Below are 21,324 nucleotides of genomic sequence, written 5' to 3'. Positions count from 1 at the left end.
ATTTACGTGTTACCGGAGGTTAACAGGTACGAATGTCTCAGCGTTTCGTGATGCCCGTTCGAGCGTGCGAGCCGTTGGCAGACATAGGCGCCGGGTTGCTCTGTGCGGCCGGAACCGGCACGGCGGGAGTGATCGACGCCTGCTTCGGTACGGACTTGTCCGTCTCGTAGTAGTATCGGTAGTCGTAGTCCCGCTTGCCGCGCGTGGGCGCCATCGTGAGAATCGTGCCCAGCACCGGAGCGCCCACCTGTGTGAGATTGCCGATGGCCCTGGTCAATTCGTCGCGCTTGGTATGCCCGTGACGCACCACGACGATGGCGCCGTCCGCGAACGCTGTCATGACGGAGGCGTCGGTGACAGGCAGCACCGGCGGTGCGTCGATGACGACGTAATCGAAACTGTCGCGCAATTGGTTGATGACGGTGCGCGCCGATTCGGAGCCGAGAAGTTCCGACGGGTTGGGCGGGAGCGGACCCGATGCGAGGACGTCGACGCCGGCAAAGGCGGTGGGCTGCAGCACCTCCGACACCGAGGCCTGACCCGACAGCACGGTACTGAGCCCGACGGAGCCGACGAGACCGAGGTACTTGCTGACGCGAGGCCGACGCAGATCGCCCTCCACCAACGCAACCCGGTGACCCGCCTCGGCGAGGACGAGCGCGAGGTTGATGGCCGTCGTCGTCTTGCCCTCACCCGGAATTCCCGAAGTGATGACCAGGACGCGCGGGGGCGAATCCACTTCCAGGAACTGAAGATTGGTGCGCAACTCGCGGAACGCTTCGGCCGAGCCCGACGAGGAGTCAGCGAAGGAGATGGTGGACTCCTCCTTGAGCGTCTTGTCGAACGGCACCACACCGACCACCGGCGAGCCGGAAAGATCCTGCAGGCCCTTGCGGTCCTTGACGGTGTTGTCGAGACGGTCCCGCAGGACAGCGAGTGCGATACCGAGCAGGAGGCCGACGGCAACACCCAGTGCAAGATTGCGCTTGGTCTTGGGCGAGATCGGAGTCGACGGCGTCTGAGCCGGCTCCACCACGGTGACCTTGGCGAGAGCAGCACCTCCACCGGGCGGCGTCTCGAGCTCGGACACGAAGTCCACGAACGTGTCCCCGATGCCGTTCGCGAGATCACGAGCCGTGCCGGGGTTCTCGTCGTCGACCGAGACGTCGATGAGAACCGTGTCGGGTGAGGACGTCGCCTTGACCTTGGCTGCGAGCGCCGAGGCCGACATCGACAACCCGAGGGAGTCGATGGTGCGGCGCGCGATCGACTCACCGGTCAGCAGCTGCGTGTACGACGCCACCTTCTGCTGCGAGGCCAGTCCGCCCTGGTACTCCTCTTGGACCGACGAGGACGACGAACCCGACGTGGACACGTAAAGGCGTGTCGACGCCTCGTACACCGGCGTCGAGACGAGGGAGAACACGAGGCTCGCGACTGCGGCCACGACGACCGTGACCAGAATGACGATCCACCGAGCGCGTAGCACCCGCACATAATCCGAAATCTCCACCAACAACTCCTCGAGATACGGGCCCCCGACGGCACACACGGACGAAAGCGAACATCCAGCAGTGGACTTACCCTATCGGGGCGCGGGGCATACGGCACCTCAACCGAAAAGACGCACCGACCACGCATTGCTTTTCGTAGGAATGATCTTGTCGACCGCCGACCGAACGACAGGAAATGTGAATTCCAAATTGGGTGCAGGGCCGGGTTTTTCCGCTCGGGCGAACGTTCTACTCGGTTTACCAGGAAGTACGAACCTCAGCGCGCAATGAATCGCGAATTACCGCCGCGTGACTTGGCGGCATACATCGCCGAGTCGGCTTTCTCCACGAGATCGGTGATTGCACGAATATCCGCGCGCCGCACCCCGGGGGAATACGCGATGCCCACACTCACCGTGATCGGAGTCTCGTCTTCCGGACGGGACACCACCCCGAGCAACGTGTCGGCGAGCGCGCCCGCTTCGACCTGATCCGCTCGAATCACGACGGCGAACTCCTCACCGCCCGTGCGCGCCACCACCGCCGCCTCACCACAGATGGTGGCGATGCGGTCGGCCATGAGTTCGAGCACCTCGTCGCCGTGTGCGTGGCCGTGGGTGTCGTTGATCGACTTGAAATCGTCGATGTCGAGGACGAGCACCGACAAGTGGGCGTCGTCCGCCGGCACGTCCAACAGGTCGACTGCGGCCGCGTGCAGTCCGCGACGGTTGCGCAACCCCGTCAGCGGATCGCGAAAGGACCCGATGGCGTCGTGGTGAAGATTGGCGAGCAACCCACGCAGAAGTACCGGTGTGGCGATGACGACGGGCCACACGACGAAGAAGCGAGACGTGGTGATCCAGGCGTCGGCATCCGATTGCGCGATGACCAGAACGAACATCACCACAGCCATCGTCGTCGCGATGCCGAGGTGCGCGGTGATCAACCGCGGACCGTGGAACGCTGTGACGTACACGCCGGTGACCGCGTACAGCGCGATACCCGGCATCGAGTCGAACGGATGCTCGACGCTCAGCAGCACCGCGGCGACCGCAAGGTCGGCGAAGAGCACGAAGCCGACGGAGAGCCGCTGACTCGGCCACGGACCGCGTATCCACGCCGCCGTCAAACCGAAGCACGCCACGACGACGGCGCCCACGACCGCGTTGCGCAGGAAGGACCCGGCAGGCGCCACCGCAGTCGGAATGGCGGTGAGCGCGGCGACTCCCGCCGCCGTTATCCACACCGCGACGACGTACCGGTAGTGCGCGAGGGATCGTCGACCGTGTAGGTACCGGACGGCCCACTCGTAATCGAACGGCTGGTCCAACCAGTCGCGAAAGGTCTTCACCATCCAGTTCCCCGCCGATCCGACTTTCACTGAGTGAAAGTGTGGGTTACGACGCACCCCAGCGTCGGCCACTGTCCTTTCATGAGCATTACACAGACGCGCACGCCCGTCGCCATAGTCGGAGCAGGTCCCGCAGGCCTGATGCTGTCGCACCTCCTTCACCTCGAAGGGATCGAGTCCGTGGTGCTCGAGTCCCGCACCCGCGACGAGGTCGAGGGCACCATCCGCGCCGGCGTGCTGGAACAGAACACCGTCGACCTGATGGTCGACACGGGACTGGGCGATCGCCTCAAACGCGAAGGCCTGGTCCACACGGGTGTGGAGCTGCGTTTCGACGGTCACGGACGGCGCATCGACTTCGAGGAACTGACCGGCCGCGCGGTCACCGTCTACCCCCAGCACGAAGTGCTGAAGGACCTGATCGAACGACGCCTGCTAGACGGCGGCGACGTGCGATTCGGCGTCACCGACGTCGCTGTCGCGGGACACACGACGGATGCACCGACCGTGAGTTTCGTCGACTCCGACGGAACCCCGCACGTGCTTGCCGCCGATCTGGTCGCCGGGTGCGACGGGTCGCGCACCGGAACGCGTTCGCTGGTCGATCCACGCTCGGACATGTTCCGGCAGTATCCGTTCGCCTGGTTCGGCATCCTCGCCGAGGCGCCGCAGACGTCCGAGGAGCTGATCTACGCCCGCCACGATCGCGGCTTCGCGCTGTGCAGCACGAGAACCACGGACGTGCAACGGCACTACCTACAGGTGGACCCGGACGACTCCGTCGACAATTGGTCGGACGCCCGCATCTGGGACGAGCTGCACACCCGTGTCGACGGCGACGGCGCGAAGGTGAAAGAGGGCAGTATCTTCTCGAAGTCGATTCTGCAGTTCCGCAGCTTCGTCTGCGAGCCGATGCAGCAGGGGCGGCTGTTCCTGGCCGGCGACTCCGCACACACGGTTCCGCCCACGGGTGCGAAGGGAATGAATCTCGCGATCGCCGACGTCTGGGTGCTCGCGAAGGCGATGACACGGTTCGTCCAGGGGGGCGACGGCTCGCTCCTCGACGCCTACACCGCCACCGTGATGCCGAGAGTCTGGCGCGCACAACACTTTTCGTGGTGGATGTCGACCATGCTGCACACCGATCCCGCGTCGACACAGTTCGACAGGCAGCGACAGGTCGCCGAGTTGGACGTGGTCACCGGGTCGGTGGCGGGCCGAACGCTGATCGCCGAAAACTACACGGGCATCCCTTTCGAAAACCGGTAATTCGCCCGGTACCCGCGCCGGGCCCTCCGGCGCAACGGCTAATCTCGGGACCATGACTCGACGGCTCGTCCCCCTGCTGGCTGCGTGCGCGCTCTTCGTGACCGTGTCGGCGTGTTCGTCCGAGCCGGAGGCTCCGGCCGCGCCGACACCCGAGGCGCTGCCCTCGATCTCCGACGCCGCCCTCGCCGCGCGAGGCACCGTGCTCTCGTCGACTCCGCTCGATCTGGCGCCCGAGGTTGCCGCTCGGGTCGGCTCCGCCGAACGGGTGGTCTACAACTCGGTGTCACCAGAGGACGGGGCGAGCACCGAAGTCTCCGGCACCGTTTTCCTACCGAAGGGGACAGCGCCCGAGGGCGGGTGGCCGGTGCTCTCGTACGGGCACCCCACCACCGGAACAGACGTGAACTGCGGTCCGTCGCTGTATCAGAACCTGTTGGGCAGCGCCGAGACGATCGCGGCCATCGTGGAGTCCGGCACCGCGGTGGCGATGACCGACTACGAAGGGCTGGGGCAGGCGGGAGCCCATCCCTACCTCGAGCCACGCGCGGCCGCGTTCAACATGATCGACGCGGTGCGTGCCCTCCGGAACACCTACCCGACCACCTCCACGCGGTGGTTGGCGCTCGGCGGTTCGCAGGGCGGCGCGGCGGCATGGGCCGCCGACGAGTACGCCGGCGACTACGGCTCCGGCCTCGACTTCCTCGGCGCGGTGGCGGTGTCGCCGCCGGCCGAGATCACCGGACTGGCGCAGGCCGCCAAGGACGGCACCCTGACCCCCGCGCAGGTGCAGATCATGCCGCTGGTGATCGCCGGGCTGAAGGCGGTGCACCCGGACCTGGTTCTGAGCGACTACCTCTCCGGGGTCGCCCTCGATCAACTTGCAGTGCTCGGTGGTTGCGACCCGGCACAGGCGGACGCGAAGTCCAGCGCCAACGCAGCCCTCGACGGCACCCAGGTGGTCCCGGTGTCGCAGGAGGCCACCGACCAGCTGAAGACCTGGCTCGGCGAGTACACGCTGCCGAAGCGTCCAGCGTCCGGGCCGCTGCTGGTGATCAACGGCGGCAAGGACGATCTCGTGCTGCAGGACTGGGTCGAGTCCGCGGTACAGCGCGCCTGCACCTTCGGAGACCCGCTGCTTCACCGTGTGAACCCGGATCAGGGTCACTCGGACGCCGACGGGGGCGACGAGATGTACAAGTGGATCCTCGACCGGCTCACCGACAAGCGAGCACCGTCGAACTGCGCGTGAGAACGCCTACATGATCGATTCGACGGCAGCGAGCGACGCCTTGGGCGTGTAGTCCGAGCGCACGAGCCCGAAGTTGTACTCCTGGGAGGCGCTTCCGGTGGCGACGTCACGGAAGTCGAAGAGAAACAGCCCGGCGCAGTACGGCAGCGAGCGCAGGTACGAGATTCCGTCGACCAGGTACTGCGCCTGCTGGATCTCGGTGAGGTTGGTGGGTCCGCCGGTCGGCACGCCGAACTCTGTGAACCAGATCTTCTTGTTCTCGTCGCCCGCCGCCACCATCTGCTCGCGCACCAACTCGATGTCGGATCCGGACTCTCCGACGTTGTTCGCGTTGCTGAGCGGGATATAGCTGTACGGGTGCATCGCGACGCCGTCGAACGACCCTCCCGCGCCGAGGCGGTACAACTCGCGCACGAAGCTCGCCGGACTGAGGTCTGTCGCGTTGTCGGCCGTCGGTGAGGTGCCTCCGGTCAGCACGGTCAGGGACGGGTCGACGGCTTTGATGCGCTGATACGACTGGACGAGCATCCGCGAGTAGAGGTCGACGTTGACGATCGGACCGAAGGCTGCACCGACGTTCGGTTCGTTCCACACCTCCCAGGTGGAGATGCGACCGTCGAAATGCTGCGCGGCCTCGGCGGCGAACTGCGCGAACGCCGCGGGGTCCGCCGGGGCCGGGTTCCGCACCAGCTGATTCTCGACGGGGACGGCGAAGGTGGGCGCCCAGGTGACGACGCCGAGCACGCCGACGCCCTTGGCGAGGAAGCTGTCGACCTGTGCATCGATCTGTGACCAATCAAAGGTTCCGGGGGACAGCTCGATGCGCGGCCATTCGATGGGCAGACGCACGGAAGAAAAGCCGATTGCTGAAATGTCACCACTTTGACGGTCCAAAGCCTCTTGCGATTCACCAACTGTCACAGCGGTGACTCCCAGGGAGCCGTCTCCGCACCCGGACGTGGAGATTTCGGCACCTCGACCAGGGACGACTGCCGATTCCCCCAGCTGACCCGGCGTCCACATCGCGGCGGCGACGGCGACGAGCGCCAGCGCCGCGATGGAGAGACGTCTCGAAATGGTCACAACTTCAGCATAAAGGGTGAATTGGACCCCAAGTCGTTTGCCGACCGGTCGGGCATCAAATACGCTCCATTCCGGACTCGCTCCCGGTTTTCTGTAACGAAGCGGGTCGCCGGTTCGAACTAGTCGGGGAGACTGGTAATCGAGTCACACCACAGCTAGTTATGTGAACACGGAGTCGTACATGTTCTTCACTAAGTCCGCCCCGACAACGCCCGTTCGGTCTGCCTTGGCTCTCGCTACCCGCACGTTCGAAGGCTCGAAGCCGTCGCGGCGGGTGGACATTCACGTCACTCCGCGCACCACTCCCCCGCGCAAGCGCATCGCTCAGCGCGAGAACTGGAAGCGCGCCTACCGCCACAAACTTCTCGCCACGGACACGTTCATCGTGTTCTTCGCGGCCCTGTTCGCACAGTTCGCACGGTTCGGCACCGCGACGACGGAGGCCTGGGCCGGCGGAGCCGTGGGCTCCAACCTCACCTTCTCGATCATCGTGGCTCTGTTCTGGGTCGCCCTGCTCACCGTCGCCGGTTCTCGGGATCCGGGCCTGATCGGGCACGGCGCCGACGAATACCGCCGCGTCGTCACCGCCACGTTCTGGCTGTTCGGCGGTATCGCAGTCCTGGGGCTTCTTCTCCAGGCCGGGTTCGCGCGCAGTTACCTCGCCATCGCGCTCCCCGTCGGCCTGATCGGCCTGTTGGCTGGTCGCCGCTTCTGGCGTGGGCGGCTGGCCGTCGCACGGGCGCACGGCAACTTCACCAACGACGTCGTCGTGATCGGCAGCATCGACTCCGTTCGTTCCATCAGCACCAGCTTCGACCGCGCCGCCGACGCCGGCTACCGCGTTGTCGGCGCCTGCATCCCGGCGCACACCGGTGACGTCGACGCGATCCGCGCCGGCATGCGCGTCATTCCCGTCATCGGCGACGAGACGGCCATCGACGCCGTCATGGACATGCCGTCCGTCACCACCGTTGCGGTCGCTGCCGTCGAGCACCTCGGATACGAGCGGATGCGCGACCTCGCCTGGACACTCGACACCCACGCCGTCGACTTGGTGGTGGCGCCGGGATTCGCCGATGTCGCCGGTCCGCGACTCAAGATCTGCCCCATCGACAACCTCCCGCTGCTGCAGGTCGACCGCCCCAAGCGCGACGGCGCCGCCAACATGGGCAAGACGGTGTTCGACATGGTCAGCGCCGCGTTCGCACTGATCATGCTCTCGCCCGTGCTCCTCGCCGCCGCGATCGCGATCAAGCTCGAAGACGGCGGGCCGGTGTTCTTCCGTCAGGTCCGCGTGGGTCGCGGTGGTCGTCTGTTCCGTATCTGGAAGTTGCGCACCATGATCAGCGGACCGGCCAACTCGGCGACTGCTGCTCGCGAGGACGCGGGTCAGGCGCAGTCGGTCTTCTACAAGTCGGCCAACGACGCGCGCATCACACGCATCGGCCGCTTCCTGCGCAAGACCAGCATCGACGAGCTGCCCCAGCTCCTCAACGTTCTCCAGGGCGACATGAGCCTGGTCGGTCCGCGGCCGCTGCTCCCCGGTGAGGGCGCCCAGATTCTGAACTTCATCGAGCGGCGTTCGCTGGTCAAGCCCGGACTCACCGGACTGTGGCAGGTGTCGGGACGCTCGGACGCCTCCGAGGAAGAGCGCATCCGTCTGGACCACTACTATGTCGACAACTGGTCTGCCGTGCAGGATCTCGTCATCATCTGGCGCACGGTGGCCGCCGTGTTGACCTCGAAGGGCGCTTACTGACCGTGCACCAGACCGACCTGACGGGATTGACCGTCTGTGTCGTCGCCTGTCACTACCAGCCCGAGACCACCGGTAGCGCTCCCTACAACACTGCGCTGATCAACGCGCTGTCCGACGCGGGTGCGGACGTGCACGCGGTCGTGGGGATCCCGCACTACCCGCAGTGGTCGGTCCAGGATCCGCGTTACGTCCGCGGCATTCGGTGGAGCGAAACCGACGGCGCGGTCAAGGTGACGCGTGTCCGGCACGCGGTTCCGTCCACCGCGAACCTCGCCGGGCGCGCCCGCATGGAATCGAGCTTCTCTGCGCTGGCCGCGCCGCACGTGCTCGCGTCGCGCAGTGACATCGTCATCGCGGTCACCCCGCTGCTCGGCGCTCTGCTGGCCGGTGTCGCGGGCCGACGCTCACGCCCTCTCGGTGTGGTCGTTCACGATCTGAGTGGGAACGCAGCGCAGCAGTCGGGCACCACCGGTGGGCGCGCGGCAAAGGCCGTGAGCTCCGCCGAGTACCGCCTGGCCCGGTCCGCCGATCTGATCGGCATCATCACCCCACGCTTTCGTGACGTTCTGGTCGGCGCCGGGGGCGTCGACACCTCCAGGATCGTCGATCTGCCGATCTTCTCCCACGTCGCGACGGCGGACCTGTCCCCGCACGATGCGCGGGTGAAACTGGGATGGCCGACCGATGACCGTTTCACCGTGGTACACACCGGCAACATGGGCATGAAGCAGGGGCTCGAATCCGTTGTCGAGGCGGCGCGTCTGGCCGAATCATCGGATGCAGCAGTCGATTTCGTTCTTGTCGGTGACGGAAACCAGAGACAGGCGCTCGTCGACGAGGGCAGCTCCATCCGGAACCTGCGCTTCGTGGACCCCGTCGACGAGGACGACTACCCGACGGTGCTCGCCGCCGCGGACGCATTGCTGTTGAACGAGCGCGCCGGTGTCCACGAGATGTCGCTTCCCAGCAAGGTCACGTCCTACGTGACCGCACGTCGGCCGATCATCGCCGCCACGGAACCGGGCGGGATCACCTGCTCCGTGCTCGAGAAGTTCGACGCCGCGCGGTTGTGTGCACCCGGCAGCGGTGCCGAATTACTCAGCGCTGCACTGGATTTGGCTGCACACGAGTCCGAGCGGACGGCACTCACCGCGAGGGCCGCCGAACTGGGCCGCGCCGAGTTCAGCGAGGCGGCCGGGGTTGCGGGATTCGCACGGTTTGCGCGGTCCGTGGCGCAGGCGCGCTGACCCTTTCCTTCTTCATCTCGACCGGACTCGACGTGTCGGGGTCGGCCGACTCGTCGGGTACCCGTCTCTTGATCATGGTCGGCACGCGAACGAAGTCGGGCACGATCTGCGCGACGAGCACCGCCGCGGCTGCGGCCAGAACCACTCCCACTGCCCCGTACTCCGGCGCCGCATAGATTCCGAGCGCCACACTCGACACGCCCATGACCACGATGCAGTATGCCTGCCACCGCATTTCGTTCGGTGCGGTCAACAGCACGCCGGACGGGAGGTGCACGCACTGGACGACGAGAAGGAGTGCGAACGCGAACGCGAGCATCCTGGACGTCTCGACTTCACCGCTGCTCAGTATCGACGCCGCCCACGGCCCGAGTGCCGTGACGCCGATCGCCGCGACCACCGCCACACCCGAGAACGCCAGGATGATCTGGCGCCAGAGTTTGATCGTGCCCGCCGGGTCGCCTCGGCGCTTGACGAACACCGGCCAGAACGCCATGCCGGCCGTGGAGAACACCGACCACCCCAGCGCGTAGATCTGCGCCATCAGCGCGTACCGCGACAACTCCTCGGGTGTGGACAGGTGGGAAAGAATGATGCGGTGCGACTGGAGTCCGAGGGGCAGACCGATGCTCGCCACCAGCATCCACACGGACCCGGACAGCAGCTTGGTGTGTCCCACTTCGGGTTTGCGGAACACCAGGTCGGCGATGCCGGTCACCCGAAGGGCGACGACGGTTCCGACGATGTTGCCCAGCAACGAGCCGACCACGCCGGGCAGCGCGTACCAGATGCCCTCGGCTCCGAACAGCAGCAATGCGAAGGTGCTGAGCAGGCCGAAGGCCGAGTTGCTCATCATGATCAGCACGGCCAGCTGGTTCTTGTCGACTCCGATGAGGATGCGCACGCCGAGACCGGTCGGGACGGTGAGCGCGAAAATGCACGCCGCGGCCGTCACCACGTACCGATCCTCGGGTCCGGTGGTGACACCGATGATGGTTCCCCACCCGTCGAAGACGAACGCGAGGAGGAACAACACGATGAGCCCGAGACTCACCTGAAGGAGCACACGCACGGCGCGCTGAATGGTGGCGATGGCGACCACGTTGTCGCGCAGCCGGCCTGCGGCGGAGGCCGCGTTGGTGACCACCGAGCCGACGCCGAGATCGGCGAACGGGAACAGCAAGCTCATCGTCGAGATGAGCGACACCACGCCGAACACGCCGGAGCCGGTCTGCTTCACGATGATGGCGGTGTTCAGAAGACCGAGCAGAGCGACGACCGGAGTGCCGATGATGCGGAAGATCGTGCCCCAGACGACGGCACCCTTCTCCTGCTTGCTCAGCCCGCTCTCGCCGTCCTCCTCGCGCGTGACAGCAGCGACGGCCGCGGTCTGATCGGACACCGCCCGCGGGACGAAGTCGACCACCGGAATGACCTCGGTGACAGCGAAATCGCGCACGACGGAGATCGGTTCGGTGACGAAATCGGAGTTGCTCCAGTCGATCCGCTGGTGTCGACCCTGTCCGCCCGGGCCGGGAAACTGCCGCTGCGGCGGTGGTACTCGGCGAACCGGCCCCTTCGGCGTGTGCTGATCCGTCATCATCTGCTCCGCAGGCGCGACACCACAGGCTTCACGGCCACGATGGTCCGCGTCAGATACTCGAGGACCCGCGACTTGGCCCTGTCCCGACGACGATTGCCCGACGGATAGTAGCCGACACTGTCCCACGCCCGGCGGAGATCGGCGAAGTTCTCCTTGATCGGCCGTACGGTGCCGGCGCCCGAGGTATCGAAATCACAGACGACGCGATCGAGCACGACCGGTGCCGAATGCAGAGCTGCGTTGAAGATGTAGAGCTGATCGGCGGCAAGGCCGAATGTCTCGTCGTACGAACCGAGTTCGCGCGAGATGTCCGCCCCGAAGTACGACGCCTGATGCGGTATCGCCCCGCGACCGGATGCGAACGCGGTGAGGTCGAACGGCGAAAAACCCCATTCGCCGAGATCCTCACCCGCCTCACCGATGCGGCGCACCTTCCCGTACCCCCACTGTGCGCGGGGGGCGGACAGGCTGGTCACGGCCGCCTCGATTGCACCCGGATCGGAGAAGATGTCGCCGGAGTGCATGAGCCACAGCACATCTCCGGTCGCCATGGACAGACCCTTGTTCATGGCGTCGTATCGTCCGTTGTCCGGTTCGGACACCCACCGGAACGGCTGCGGATCCAGCGAGGTCAGATACTCGACGACGTCGGGGCCCGAATTGCCGTCGATCACGATGTGTTCGACGTTCGACGACCCGCGCTGAGAACGGACCGAGTCGACGGTCTTGCGCAGCCCGGCGAGGTCGCGGAAGGAGATGGTGACCACCGACACGGTGAGCGTCGGGTGGGTCGGCCCCGTCATCCGTTCGCTCCCGAGGGCAGCATCGAGCGCATCTTCTTCAACAGCACACGAGCAATCGAGGCCACGGCGTAGAAGACGGCCCAGGGACCGGGAGTGCCCTTGCGCACCCCGACGGCCATGGCGCGCAGCACACCGATCAGGGAGGTACCCGACACGGCAGAGGTGACCGGGCCGGTGAAGTAGTAATCACCCTTGGTACGTCGGTCGGCGTCGCACAGGTGGGCGTCGCCCCAGGCGATGTAGTCGCGACTCTCGTCGCGACCGGTGCGCGAGAGCGACGACATCTCCATGTTGTAGCGCACCAGCGGAGTCGGAATCTGGAGGATGGCGATGTCCGGGAACGCGTCTCGCACCTGCATGACCCAAGTCGGATCGTCGTGCAGAGCTGCGGTGGGACGCGCCCACGGAACGCGGTCGGCAACTGCGCGAGGGAAACACAGCGTCGAGGTCTGCAGACCGGAGCCGCCGAACCGCGGCTCGTGGAACCGGAAGAGGTAGTCGTCGACCCGTTCGTGCGGTTCGATCACGCGCGTCGGCATGACCCGCGGAACAGGCCGGCCGTCGTGCACCTCGACCAGTGTGGAGCTGAGCCACAGGTCGGACTCGACGTCGGCCACGGAATCCAACTGGATCGCCAGCTTGTCCGGGAACCACTCGTCGTCGTCGTCGAGCAGGGCGATCACGTCCCCCTTGGCGCACTCGATGCCCGTCTGGCGGGCAGCGGAACTGCCCGTACCGAACTCGGTGTGCACGACGTGGATCCGGGGATCGTCCGGGAGCGAGATCTCGACGTCCGCGTCCACCACCACGACGACCTGATCGACCGGGTAGGTCTGGGCGAACACCGACGCGACGGCGTCGGCCAGCTGCGGGCGTCCGATGGTCGGGATGACCACACTGACCGTCGGCCGCTCGGGGCCCGTCATCGACGACCGGCCGCGGTCACGAGGCCGTCGACGTCGGCGTCGACGGGTGCAGCGGGGTCGGCACCGAAGCCGGTCCACTTCGGCAGATGTCGAGCCGCGAAGATTGCCGCGAGTACGGCAAGAATGGTCAACAGGTTGTACGACAACGGCGAGAAGAAGAGATCCCACAGGGCCTGGGTGGCAACCACCAGCGCCAAGGCACTCCAGATGCCGTACCGCGAGGAATTCCACACGATGGCGATCGCCATACCGATCAGTGCCATCGGCAACAACGCAACGAACACGCCGCCCTCTGCCCAACCGTTCAACAGGATGGAGTGCAGGGAGGTATCACCGTTCGCCAGGCGCCACGACGAGGTGATGTCCAAGGTGGGATCGAACCCGATCTTGACGGCCAGACTCTCGCCCTTGGCAAAGACTTCGTCGGTCAGGTAGTTCGCGTTTCCCCATCCGAACCACGGCTTCTCGGAGATGGCAGACATCGAGAGCGGCGACTCGGTGCGACCGGCGAAGATGGCGGGAGCGCCGGTGGTGTCCTGCGTTTCGACCTTGTCCTTCAGTGCCTGCCCGGCGATGCCGGTGCGCGCGATGATCGGCACGATGCTGCCGAACACCGCACCCGTGATGCCGACCAGCACGATCTGCATCCACCGCGCGAGACGATCACGCGTGTAGTGCGTGACGAGCACGACAGCCGCGGCACCGATGCACACGAGAGCGTGGGAGCGGTAGTTCAGGGCCAGGGAGGTGAAGGCGAGCAGGATCAGCACGAGCGCCTGGATGCGCAGCGCCACACCGAAGACCGCGAGCGAGTAGAGAACGATGAGCGTGATCCACGGGGCGAAGGCATATTTCCAGTAGTTCTCGAAGCTCGGTGCACCGAGGGCGGGAAGTCCACTGGTCAAGTAGTAGAAGCACGATCCGACGGCCACGCCGACCGCGAGCGCGAACAACTGCTCGAGGTTGCGGCCCACCAAAACGACGATGCCGATCAGGTACAGGGCGAACGACGGCCACGAGATGATGCGCTGATCGGTGATGGCAATCACATTGATCTGGGACGAGACGATCCAGCCGAGGGTGCCGACGAACGCCAGTGCCACCGGAAGAAGTTGGCCGACGGTCCACTTCTTCAGCAATGCAGCCGGCGCGATCAACAGCATCAAACCGCTCATCACGGTGAGGGTGTAACCCTTGACGTGAATTCCGGAGGTCGCACCGACGAGGAAAAGGATGCCGCAGTACAGAACTCGCGGATAGACATCGCGTCGGAGGTTCGTGCGAGGACGAATACGGTTCGGACGTGTGACTTCTCGCGCCGACGACCGAACCGGAGCCTCGGACCTCGGCGCGGTGGGGGGTGTTGTGATCACAGCGCCTTGCATATCTTTTACTGCCTCGTTCCTCGCCCGCGACGGCCTCGCACGTGATAAACCGTCCTGGCGGACGTCACCGTTACAGATTCGCTTCGTTGCCGGTGCAGTGCCGGATCGCCGGCCGGAGTTTCTCACGGCCCGCGAATCGACGCGTTGTCGTTACCGACGAAACGATACCGCGTGCGCGGTCGACGGGTTTTCGCCTCGCGAGCCGGCGCCCCTCGAGAAATATGGTCAGCGGGCGTTCTTCGGTAACGTCGGGCGAAATGGTTCCGATTGTCAGTGGAGCGAAACTGTATCAATCGGACACGACCGGTGAGAGGAAGGACGGCGATATTCATGGCGCACTCCTTCCCGGATCACCTACGCCGAATTCGCGTACGCGATGTGGCACTCGCGGTGTTCGCCCTCGTCGTCGTTCTCGCCGCGGTCACCGTCGTCCTCGGTTCTCGCGGATCATCCGACGCGGCGCCCGCTCCGGCATCGGCGCCGCCGACCGACGCGGCCGGTTCGCAGCAGTCGATGTTGTTCTTCGGCGACACGTACACCGCGGGCCCGTCGCAGCTGCCCAATCGCAGCTACGCATGCCTCGCCGCCACGAGGCTCGGTTACCTCTGCAACGTCGAGTCCGACGTCAACCTGGCCTACGTCGCCGGAACGATCACGCAGCCCGCCACCGCGACCCAGGGGGTCGGACCGACCATCGACGTCCCCACCGTCGACTCGCGCATCGATCGAGCGCAGGTTCTCTACCGGGCGGACGTGGTCGTCCTGGACGCCGGACGCAACGATCTGTCGCGGTCGTCGACTGCGCTGTCGGCGGCGTTCCTGACCACCGTGGAACACGCGCGGCGGGCGTGGCCGACGGCCCGCCTCGTCGTCATCGCCCCGTGGTCCATCGACAACCTCGAGCCGAATGTGGCGACCGCAGCCGGACGGCCCGTGCCCGTCGACACCCTGATGCAGGACGCCCTGGACAGCTCGACTGCCCTCGCAGGCGTCACGCTCGTCGACCCCGGTGCGCTCGGCTGGCTGCGTGGGCAGAACATCGAGCAGCTGCGCGCCGCGGACAACCTGCTCGTACCGAACGAACAGGGCCATGCACTGGTCGCAGACGCTCTGGTGTCCGCCCTGACCCAGCCTGCAACCCGGCCGGATACGACCGACACAGCCGACGACGAGAGTGACAACTGATCGTGAACGAAGTCGTCCGGCACTACCTGTTCATCCTCCGCGATCGGTGGCGGTCGGTGGCGGTCGTCGCCCTGATCGTCCTCGGCCTGGTATCCGCAGCGCTGCTGATGCAGGGCAAGACCTATTCGTCGACGTCGGCGGTGTTCGTCACCACCCCGCGCGACGACGCCGACACCTTCTACCGCGGCGACGCCTACGCCCGCGAGCGTGCGCCCTCATATGTGGCGTTGGTGGCCAGCCAGGATCTGGCACTGAAGGTCATCGACGATCTCGGGCTCGACACCGACCCAGCGACGTTGATCGCGTCCATCGTGGCCGCGCCGGTTCCGGACACCGTGCTGATCTCGCTGACCGTGACATGGAGCACGCCCGAGTTGGCGCAACAGATCAACCAGGCCTACATCACCGACATCCAGCAGGAAGTGATCTCGCTCGAGACCGTCGTCGGATCACTCACTCCGCGGGCGCAGCTCGATGTCGTGGAGCCGCCCAGCTACTCGTCGACTCCGGCCGGCCTGTCCCCGATCCTCATCCTCGGCGCCGCGACCGGAGTGGGCCTCGCCGCCGGTGCCGCGTTCGCGGTGCTGCTCGCCCTGCGTGACCGCAGTGTGCGCACGGCTCGTGAGGCCGAGGACGCCTCCGGAGTTCCGGTTCTCACCACCCTCGGCGCCGACGACCAGACCGATCCGGCGGAACCCATGCGTGAGTTGCGCACTGCTCTCGAAGCAACGCCCCTGGCCCCGAACAAGCTGGCCCGCACGGTCCTCATCGCGTCGTCCCAGCGCGGAGACGGCAAGACCAGCGTCGCGCTCGGACTGGCCGAAGTCCTGTGCGACGAGGGCAAGCGTGTTGCCGTGATCGATCTCGACGCCCGGACGTCCGATTTCGCGACCAGGATCTCGGAGGCACCCATCACGGTCTCCGCCCTCGTCGAAGAAGAGGGCGTATCGACCGACGCCCACGTCAACGCCAAGGGGTTGCTCACTCCGGTCCCGATCGGGGTCGTCGGCGACGACCCGGGCCGTTTCGTCGACTCCCCCGTGGTCACCTCGCTGATTCACGAGTTCGGTGCGGACCACGACTGGATTATCATCGACACAGCTGCAAGCACACACAGCGATGCACTGCGGGTTTCGAAGTCGGCCGACACCGTGGTGTTGGTGGTGGCCGCAGGGCGCTCGACCTTCGACGCCGTCGGGGAAATGGCAGAAGAGTTTCGACAGACCGGACACGAGATTGCCGGGGTCGTGTTCAACGCGACCAGGACGGGCCGCACCCCGTCCGACCACCGATCGGCTACACACAAGCGAGGCAGAACCGGCCTGTTCGCGCGGTAGCGAGCGATCCGCCACCCGAGCACCAACGAATCGACTAGGCCCGACAACCGACTAGGCCCGACAATCGAGAGAGCCAGGGACATGAAACGTACGAAAGCAAGCGGCAGATCACGCGCTCGTTGGTGGATCGTCGCGCTCTTCGTCGTCCTCGGCGCTCTGGGCGGCATCGCGTTCTCGTCGCTTCAGACCACGATGTACACCTCGACCGCACGCCTGTTCGTCGGTACGAACGGCGGAACCACGTCGTCCGAGTCCTACCAGGGTGACCAGTTCTCGCAGCAGCGTGCGGTGTCGTACGCCCAGATCCTGTCCAGTGAGCTGCTGGCGCAGCGCGTCGTGGACACGCTCGCACTGCCGAACTCGGCGTCCGAGATCGCGGCGGAGACGACAGCGATCACCATCCCCAAGACGGTGCTGATCGAGGTGTCGGTTCAGAACTCGTCGGCCAATCGCGCGTCGGAAATCGCCAACACCCTCTCGACCGAGTTCATCGACTACATCACTCCCCTCGAAACTCCCGTCGGACAGTCTCAGCCCCGAACCACCGTGTCCGTCGTCGACGCCGCGGAACCGTCGGCGACACCGTCGTCCCCGAATTCGACGTCGAACGCGCTCATCGGTGCCGTTCTCGGAACCGTGATCGGCATCGGACTCGCGCTGTTCCTCAGCCGCCGCGCCGCCCGCTCGTTCGCCACCGCCCCCGCCTTGGCCAAGGCGACCGGCCTGCCCGTCCTCGGAACCGTGTCCAATCGGGGCGACGACGAATCGACCGACGTCGACGCTGCGCTCGTCGCCGATCCGGCTGCCGTCACCACGGACGACGTCGCTCTGCGGTCGGCGGACGGCGACCTCGTCGATTCCGACACCGAGACCACGAGCGAACGAATTCTGGTGGCCAAGGAGTCGTTCCGCCGGTTGCGTGTGCGGCTCGAGGCCAGCGAGGTCAAGCCGAAGGTCATCCTGGTCACCGGTGTCGGCGACTCGACCCATCGAACGTCTCTCAACCTCGCGATCGCGTACGCCGAGACCGACAGTTCCACGGTCATCGTCGAAACCGACCACACCACAGCGCAATTGGGCCCGATTCTGCATCTGCCCGACCACACCGGTCTGATCGACGTGCTGTCCGAGGAACTCAAGCCCGACGAGGCCACGCAGGAGAGCGGGTCCGCGAACCTCAGTGTGCTGACCGTGGGCTCGGGCGCGAACATCGAGCCGCTGCTCCCGTCGCAGCGCATGACCGACACCATTCGCGCTCTGCTGGACAGCCACGACTACGTGATCATCGATACCCCGCCGTCCAACTTGTCCAGTGCCGGTGCGGTTCTCGCGGGACGGTGCGACGCCACGGTGCTCGTGGTCGACCCCACGAAGGCGTCGCGGTCGGAGATCGTGCTGGTGGCCGACGACCTCAAGGCGTCCGGCGCGCCGCTCTACGCCGTGGTGCTGGACCAATAGGCGACTTCGTCGCCTGTGCGCGTTTTCGTACCTCGGGCGGTACTTTTCCGCTCACGACCTCTGTAGCAAGGACAGCGGCTTCTCGGTGACCAGTTGCAGCGCTTTCTCCACCAGGTCACGGGGAAACACGTTGTCGTGGAACGACACCGAGTACGTTCGTTCGCCGCGCACCGACCCGCTCATGACGGTGACCGCGTCGGGGCCGGCCGGGTCGAGCAGACCGGTGAACATGGCCTCCGAGCCTTCGGCGCCGACGATCCACTTCGCGTTCGAGAACTTCGGCGGCCGCCCGAGGTCCGAGTACATCAGTTTCATCACCGGGCTCACTGGCGCCTCGGTCGCAACCGTGGGCTCTCCCGACTTGTGCAGCCTCGCCAGCGCGGCAGCCAGCGTCATCCAGATCAACGGGTACCCGGATTTGTACACCTGCGAGAGCACGCCCGAAATTTCTTCGACGCCGCGAGACGCGGGCATCGGGACACTCATCCCGGTGATGAAGTTGCCGTTCACCGTCGCCTCCGGCGACAGGTAGCGACGGCAGTTCACCGCGAGCAGAACGTTCGGGTCGACCGTGAGACCGACTTCGTCGAACGCCCGCCGGATCAGATAGGCGGACATCGTGGCTCCGCTGGTACGAGGGGCATGCTCCTTGCGCCAAGCGGTCAGCTCGGACTCGCTGCTCTTGGTCGCGAGTGCGACGGCCAGCGACACCGACGGTGTCCACGGCGTGGTCTCCGTCGACTCGGCCCGCGCTCCCCCGTCTGCGAGCGACTTCAGCGCCGCCCGTGCGCGAACGGCATCTCGCAGTCGAGTCGGATGCTTCACGAAGGTGTCGATCACGGCTTTCGGGATTGCCCACCGCGTCTCGGGTACGCGGGCCCAGCCGGACTCGGCGTCTTCGTGCAACGCATGAATGATGTCGATGTACAGCTTGCCGTCGCCGAGCCCGTGGTCGATGTCGGCGACGATGTACCGGCCGACCTGTGCCATCCGGAACGGGGGCCGGGTGTCGTCTGCTCGGCGCAGCTCTTCGAGTGCGGAGGCGAATCCGCCGGGGCCCAATTCCTTCGACGGTGCGACGACGTCGTCGTCGAACAGGGGCTCGACGCTCCAGCGATGCGAGGCCGTCGTGGGGTGCAGAGCGATCCGTGTCTGCGTTCCTCGCGCGGCGAGCCGTCGTACTGCTCGCACCAGGTCGTCCTCGTTCCAGGGTTCCACCGGGCCGACGACACCCATGTACCGCGCGTTCGCGATGGACATGTCGATTCCCGATACCCATTTGCGCTTGCTCACGCGTCGACTTTACGTCCCGGCGAATTTACGTCCCGGTGACGCGATCTCGTTCGACGACGACGGCCCACACCCGGGAGCCGGGTGCGGGCCGTTGCGTGAGACGACTACTGCTGGTTGATCATGTTCCGCATCGTCGTCATCGCCGGTTTCGGCGAATAGTTGGTGCGGAGCAATCCGAAGTTCTGCTCGACGTTGGTGCTGCCGGTGTTGGTGTCCCGGAAGTCGAAGATGAAGATCGGACCGCAGTTCGGCAACGAGCGTAGGTACTTGACGCCGTCGGCCAGGAGCGATGCCTGCTGCGCCTCGGTGACACCGTATTGCTGACCCGGCGCCGTCGGAGCACCGTACTCGGTGGTCCAGAACAGCTTTCCGCCGTCACCGTTCTGGTTCATGCTCGCCTGCACGTTCTGGATGTGCGTCTTGGACGACCATGGGTACGACGCGGTACTGAGGTTGTCGGGCGTGCTGTACGGATGCAGACCCACCGCATCGAAGAAGCCCTTGCCGCCGTTGGCGTAGATGCCCTTCATGAACGTTCCGGGGCTGATCTCGACGCCCGAATCGAGTGTGGGTGCCGCGCCGGCGCTGATCACCGTGGCAACCGGGTTCACCGACTTGACGGCTTGGTACGACAGTTTCAGCATCTGGGTGTAGCGGGCCACGTCGGGCTTCGGGGCGAAACTGCCCTGGATGTTCGGCTCGTTCCAAATTTCCCAGTTGTCGACGATCCCTTTGTAGCGTTGCGCTGCTTGTTTGACGAAGTTCGCGTATTGCGCCGGATCGTTGGGGGCGGGGTGAATGTAGGAGCGGCCCGCAGGAATGGCGGCCCACGACGGCGTGTAGGTTGCAACGCCCAGAATCTTCAGGCCGGAGTAGTACGCGCCTTGGACCAATTGATCGGGTATGGTCCAGTCGAAATTACCTTGCGTCCGTTCGATGTCGGGCCATTGGATCGGCAGCCTGACACTCGGTATTCCGCTCGCCTTGATCTGCGCGAAATCGCGTGCCATCGATTGCGACGTCGGGTTGGTGGTCAACGTAACTGCCGTGACACCAAGCGATCTCGCGTTGATGCCCCCTGCAGCTGATGCGGTCGGCGCGGCGGCGATCGTGAGTGCGGCAGCCATACCGATGGCTGCGGCAAATGCGGTCACTCGCCGGCCGGTTCTTCCAGTCGTTCCAGGAATGCGCATGACGGTCCTTAAATTCGAGCGTGAGAGACAGCCGTCAAACGGCGACCAGTTCTCGGGTTGCGGTGTAGTGCACCGATTGCGGTTGGTTTTGATCGACCCCGACTGCCGAGCCGACATTACACATCGACGTCCAAAGTCCAACCGAAACTTTGCCTTGCGAATCACTTACCGAACTGGCGGTTTGATACCAATGTTTTGAAAGAATTCAATGGTTCAACCGGTCGGTTCTTCTCGGTGCCGCCGGGCGTACCGATGTACCGGACTCGGGGAAATACCTGTTCGCGTGTCGTCACACGTACTCGAACCGAGCGTCCGGAAGCGAAGATCTCGGCCGAACCGTGGGCAGCAGTCTTGTTTGCCGAACTAAGCGAACCGAGACGACCGATCCGGCAGTGCGTCTGCGAGAGCCGTGCGGGTTACCCGTCCGTTATCGACCGTCGCATCATTCGGTAACGCGGGCTGAAACGGTGCGGTGACTTGGAACACGACTGGCCGACAAAGTTGTAACGATTCGGTCTCGGTTGAATCACGGAACGGTACGACCGGTCAGAACGCCCGCATGCCGCCGTCGAGCAGACCCAGCAGATACGACCCGTAACCGGACTTCACGAGCCGCTCTCCGGCTGCGCGCAACGCCTCGTCGTCGATGAACCCCACCCGCCACGCCGCCTCTTCCGGGCACCCCACCTT

The 21,324-nt window shown here is 65.6% G+C and carries 16 protein-coding genes and 1 pseudogene; 7 read left to right on the top strand and 10 right to left on the bottom strand.

The annotated features are described in order from the left end of the window. Positions 1-37: 37 nt before the first annotated feature. Both IEW02_RS23710 and IEW02_RS23705 read right to left on the bottom strand, forming a co-directional pair. The gene (locus IEW02_RS23710) at positions 38-1,513 is read right to left on the bottom strand and encodes a tyrosine-protein kinase domain-containing protein (RefSeq protein WP_188547813.1); all 1,476 of its coding nucleotides are present in this window, start codon (positions 1,511-1,513) and stop codon (positions 38-40) included. A gap of 257 nt (positions 1,514-1,770) precedes the next feature. After that, positions 1,771-2,874, bottom strand: coding sequence for a GGDEF domain-containing protein (locus IEW02_RS23705; protein WP_188547706.1), 1,104 nt, complete (start codon positions 2,872-2,874; stop codon positions 1,771-1,773). Between the two features lie 51 nt (positions 2,875-2,925). Here IEW02_RS23705 and IEW02_RS23700 point away from each other — a divergent pair, with 51 nt between their 5' ends. Both IEW02_RS23700 and IEW02_RS23695 read left to right on the top strand, forming a co-directional pair. Beyond that, complete coding sequence (locus IEW02_RS23700) at positions 2,926-4,113, top strand: 4-hydroxybenzoate 3-monooxygenase (protein ID WP_188547704.1); 1,188 nt, start codon at positions 2,926-2,928, stop codon at positions 4,111-4,113. 52 nt (positions 4,114-4,165) lie between these two features. Beyond that, the gene (locus IEW02_RS23695) at positions 4,166-5,362 is read left to right on the top strand and encodes a lipase family protein (protein WP_188547702.1); all 1,197 of its coding nucleotides are present in this window, start codon (positions 4,166-4,168) and stop codon (positions 5,360-5,362) included. Between the two features lie 6 nt (positions 5,363-5,368). Here the strand turns inward: IEW02_RS23695 and IEW02_RS23690 are convergent, their stop codons facing one another. Next, complete coding sequence (locus IEW02_RS23690; RefSeq protein WP_188547700.1) at positions 5,369-6,445, bottom strand: glycoside hydrolase 5 family protein; 1,077 nt, start codon at positions 6,443-6,445, stop codon at positions 5,369-5,371. Between the two features lie 181 nt (positions 6,446-6,626). Between IEW02_RS23690 and IEW02_RS23685 the strand changes: the two genes are divergently transcribed. Then, complete coding sequence (locus tag IEW02_RS23685; RefSeq protein WP_188547698.1) at positions 6,627-8,204, top strand: sugar transferase; 1,578 nt, start codon at positions 6,627-6,629, stop codon at positions 8,202-8,204. A gap of 2 nt (positions 8,205-8,206) precedes the next feature. Next, on the top strand, positions 8,207-9,451 hold the full coding sequence (locus tag IEW02_RS23680) for a glycosyltransferase family 4 protein (RefSeq protein ID WP_229746280.1): 1,245 nt from the start codon (positions 8,207-8,209) through the stop codon (positions 9,449-9,451). On the opposite strand, the gene IEW02_RS23675 is transcribed toward IEW02_RS23680, so the two are convergent. Genes IEW02_RS23675 through IEW02_RS23660 form a run of 4 tightly spaced genes read right to left on the bottom strand, consistent with a single transcriptional unit; the run spans position 9,387 to position 14,156 of the window. Beyond that, positions 9,387-11,051 (bottom strand): lipopolysaccharide biosynthesis protein, encoded by a 1,665-nt coding sequence (locus IEW02_RS23675; RefSeq protein WP_188547696.1) that lies wholly within the window; start codon positions 11,049-11,051, stop codon positions 9,387-9,389. The two genes, IEW02_RS23680 and IEW02_RS23675, sit on opposite strands and share 65 nt — an antisense overlap. Then, a complete protein-coding gene (locus IEW02_RS23670) occupies positions 11,051-11,857 on the bottom strand; it encodes a glycosyltransferase family 2 protein (RefSeq protein WP_188547694.1) in 807 nt (268 codons plus the stop codon). Before IEW02_RS23670 ends, IEW02_RS23675 begins: the two co-directional genes overlap by 1 nt. Next, the gene (locus IEW02_RS23665) at positions 11,854-12,783 is read right to left on the bottom strand and encodes a glycosyltransferase family 2 protein (protein WP_188547692.1); all 930 of its coding nucleotides are present in this window, start codon (positions 12,781-12,783) and stop codon (positions 11,854-11,856) included. Before IEW02_RS23665 ends, IEW02_RS23670 begins: the two co-directional genes overlap by 4 nt. Continuing rightward, positions 12,780-14,156, bottom strand: coding sequence for an O-antigen ligase family protein (locus IEW02_RS23660; protein WP_188547690.1), 1,377 nt, complete (start codon positions 14,154-14,156; stop codon positions 12,780-12,782). The genes IEW02_RS23665 and IEW02_RS23660 overlap by 4 nt, the downstream gene beginning before the upstream one ends. A gap of 342 nt (positions 14,157-14,498) precedes the next feature. Between IEW02_RS23660 and IEW02_RS23655 the strand changes: the two genes are divergently transcribed. From IEW02_RS23655 to IEW02_RS23645, 3 genes are all read left to right on the top strand, one after another. Beyond that, complete coding sequence (locus IEW02_RS23655) at positions 14,499-15,353, top strand: SGNH/GDSL hydrolase family protein (protein ID WP_188547688.1); 855 nt, start codon at positions 14,499-14,501, stop codon at positions 15,351-15,353. 2 nt (positions 15,354-15,355) lie between these two features. Beyond that, positions 15,356-16,690: a tyrosine-protein kinase domain-containing protein gene (locus IEW02_RS23650; protein WP_188547686.1), complete on the top strand. Its 1,335-nt coding sequence runs from the start codon at positions 15,356-15,358 to the stop codon at positions 16,688-16,690. A gap of 81 nt (positions 16,691-16,771) precedes the next feature. Next, positions 16,772-18,148 (top strand): tyrosine-protein kinase domain-containing protein, encoded by a 1,377-nt coding sequence (locus IEW02_RS23645; RefSeq protein ID WP_188547684.1) that lies wholly within the window; start codon positions 16,772-16,774, stop codon positions 18,146-18,148. Positions 18,149-18,199: 51 nt separating this feature from the next. Here IEW02_RS23645 and IEW02_RS23640 read toward each other — a convergent pair whose 3' ends face one another. The 3 genes and pseudogenes from IEW02_RS23640 to IEW02_RS23630 form a co-directional block, all read right to left on the bottom strand. After that, positions 18,200-19,441: a hypothetical protein gene (locus IEW02_RS23640; RefSeq protein WP_188547682.1), complete on the bottom strand. Its 1,242-nt coding sequence runs from the start codon at positions 19,439-19,441 to the stop codon at positions 18,200-18,202. A 104-nt stretch (positions 19,442-19,545) separates the two neighbouring features. Continuing rightward, complete coding sequence (locus IEW02_RS23635) at positions 19,546-20,595, bottom strand: cellulase family glycosylhydrolase (protein WP_188547681.1); 1,050 nt, start codon at positions 20,593-20,595, stop codon at positions 19,546-19,548. A gap of 585 nt (positions 20,596-21,180) precedes the next feature. After that, positions 21,181-21,324, bottom strand: a pseudogene (locus IEW02_RS23630) (glucose-1-phosphate thymidylyltransferase); the annotation flags it as partial.

The sequence above is a fragment of the Rhodococcoides trifolii genome (genome assembly GCF_014635345.1).
GTDB lineage: Bacteria > Actinomycetota > Actinomycetes > Mycobacteriales > Mycobacteriaceae > Rhodococcoides > Rhodococcoides trifolii.
The sequence above is the reverse complement of the archived record's forward strand: the minus strand, read 5'-3'. Positions and strand labels throughout refer to the sequence as shown.

Bases quoted from the DNA above. Each gene is read 5' to 3' on its own strand.
- IEW02_RS23665 (WP_188547692.1), bottom strand. From the start codon at position 12,783: ATGACGGGCCCCGAGCGGCCGACGGTCAGTGTGGTCATCCCGACCATC.
- IEW02_RS23675 (WP_188547696.1), bottom strand. From the start codon at position 11,051: ATGACGGATCAGCACACGCCGAAGGGGCCGGTTCGCCGAGTACCACCG.
- IEW02_RS23670 (WP_188547694.1), bottom strand. From the start codon at position 11,857: ATGACGGGGCCGACCCACCCGACGCTCACCGTGTCGGTGGTCACCATC.
- IEW02_RS23700 (WP_188547704.1), top strand. From the start codon at position 2,926: ATGAGCATTACACAGACGCGCACGCCCGTCGCCATAGTCGGAGCAGGT.
- IEW02_RS23655 (WP_188547688.1), top strand. From the start codon at position 14,499: ATGGCGCACTCCTTCCCGGATCACCTACGCCGAATTCGCGTACGCGAT.
- IEW02_RS23645 (WP_188547684.1), top strand. From the start codon at position 16,772: ATGAAACGTACGAAAGCAAGCGGCAGATCACGCGCTCGTTGGTGGATC.
- IEW02_RS23695 (WP_188547702.1), top strand. From the start codon at position 4,166: ATGACTCGACGGCTCGTCCCCCTGCTGGCTGCGTGCGCGCTCTTCGTG.
- IEW02_RS23685 (WP_188547698.1), top strand. From the start codon at position 6,627: ATGTTCTTCACTAAGTCCGCCCCGACAACGCCCGTTCGGTCTGCCTTG.